A 1863-nucleotide genomic window follows, 5' to 3' on the forward strand; every position below is an offset into this window, starting at 1 on the left:
GTTCAAAGAGCGGCATACGCCGGGTGCGCAACAGGGCGGCGCCCCGCCCCTCCGCGATCACGCTGGCCATCTCGCCGGGTTTCAGCTCGTCGAGACTGCGCGGGTTCTGGCGGTCCTCGTAGCGAAAAGGGAGGTGGTAGAGCAGATCCTCGGCAGTCTGGATGCCCTTGGCGGCGAGCATCTCAGATACCTGCGGACCAACGCCGCGCACAAATTTGACTGGACTGTCGAGGCCGGGCACACTCAGGATGCTAACGCATTCCGGGGCGTCGCATACCACGCTAGCTATCAGGTAGGAGAATGTGCGCCGGGTAGCGAAAAAACGCAAAATGTTGCGCTGCTGAGGAGCGCAGATCTTAGAGCTCTTAGAACTCAGAAATCGCGTGCCGCGCCGTACGGACCTCGGCTGCGAGAACACGCAATACCCTGACAGCGAGCGAGGGTTCCGTGAGCATCAGACTATTGAAGTCTTCGCGGTTGACGAAGCCGAGCTCCGCGTCCTTCTCGGCATTGGCTGTCATGGTATAGGGCTCATTCCCGATTAGTGCCGGCAGGCCCAGTAATGAGCCGGGGCTGAGGGTGATCGACATGAGGCTCCCACCAGTGGGGGATTCCATAGCGAGACGGGCGCTCCCTCTGCGAAGGATATAGAGGCCGGCCGGTTTCCCTCCCTGCGCGAACAGGCAGCGGGGCTCGGTGCAAATCACCGTGGAAGAGCGCTTTTCCAAGGCCTCAACGAGTTCCTTTTCCGCAACGAACGAGGAAGAATCAAAATTCACGGAAGCACTCCAAAACGTATGTGTGGCCATACCGATCCCTGAAGAATCTTTGGAGATGATGATTCCATGGATCTAGGTGTGTTCCCTGTGACGCTTGTCACATCCGGCTGGTTGAACGAACTGCCCGCGTTTAAACCTTGGCTCCGGCTCTCCCTCACGAAAGTCTTGTAATTCGATTCCCATGAAAGGGGAAGAGTTGCGGCCAGTCAGGATTGACTCAGCCGGACAGAATTGACCTGGAATTCCCCTTCCGTCGCAGCCTCTCCCCTCTTCGGTTGTTCATCGCCTCGATGGCGTGGGTCTTATTTGTTCGTCGGCCGAAACGCGTCTTTTGTCGACGAACCGGCCGGGGCTCCCGGCGCTCGGGCAAACATCACGTAGAGGTCTTGCCCTGTCTTCTCCTCTTTCACAATCGTCCATCCAGGAGTGCGCTTTAAAAGATAAGCGACGGGCATCGCGTCGGTCACAAGGACGTGGTCGACGTTGTACTGATCGAAAACCTCAATCGTCCGCACCAAGTACATCGCCTGGAGATAGGCCGCCAGGACTCCGTGGTGCTCAAAAGTATCGAACCGTGAGTCGATGAAGTTGGGCTTCGATTTGAAGGTCATCATGCCGCCCATGGTGTCGTTGTTGAACGTGCGCCATGAGGGTTGAATTGAATCAAGTGTTTTCATCGGGAAAAAAGTGTCTAGTTTTGCGCTTAATTTCTTTTCGCTGGGGAAGATAAGCACGGAAATCACGACAACTGCGGCCACCATGACGGCATTTGCAACCGGGATTGTCTTCTGGTCCGACCCAAGATCGAGGCCCCGGCGAAAATCATCCGCGAGAATAGGGATGGTAAGAACCGCGGCCATAAAGAGGAATCGCATGTGGTCGAGAGCCGCGTACCAGGCAAAGAATACGATTGCCAGTTCGTACACTCGCCATTTACGCCCATTGATTGCATTGCAGATGACCATGAGGCACATGGTTGCGAATCCTGCTGCTCCGGCGATGGTGCTCAGGTTCAGCGCGTGCCATTCCGATACACTGGCGATGTTCAGCTTCTGGTTGAACATCATGTCGATGGGATTCCAGA

2 protein-coding genes and 1 pseudogene are annotated in these 1863 nt (G+C 56.2%); all 3 read right to left on the minus strand.

Annotated elements, in window-relative coordinates:
• Positions 1-328, minus strand: a pseudogene (locus WA354_RS04515) (hypothetical protein); the annotation flags it as partial.
• A 37-nt stretch (positions 329-365) separates the two neighbouring features.
• Positions 366-779 (minus strand): Crp/Fnr family transcriptional regulator, encoded by a 414-nt coding sequence (locus WA354_RS04520; protein WP_472811818.1) that lies wholly within the window; start codon positions 777-779, stop codon positions 366-368.
• 302 nt (positions 780-1081) lie between these two features.
• Positions 1082-1863: hypothetical protein (locus tag WA354_RS04525; protein WP_472811819.1), on the minus strand; the 782-nt coding region annotated here is incomplete at its 5' end.

The sequence above is a fragment of the Occallatibacter sp. genome, assembly GCF_049802275.1.
Lineage (GTDB): Bacteria > Acidobacteriota > Terriglobia > Terriglobales > Acidobacteriaceae > Telmatobacter.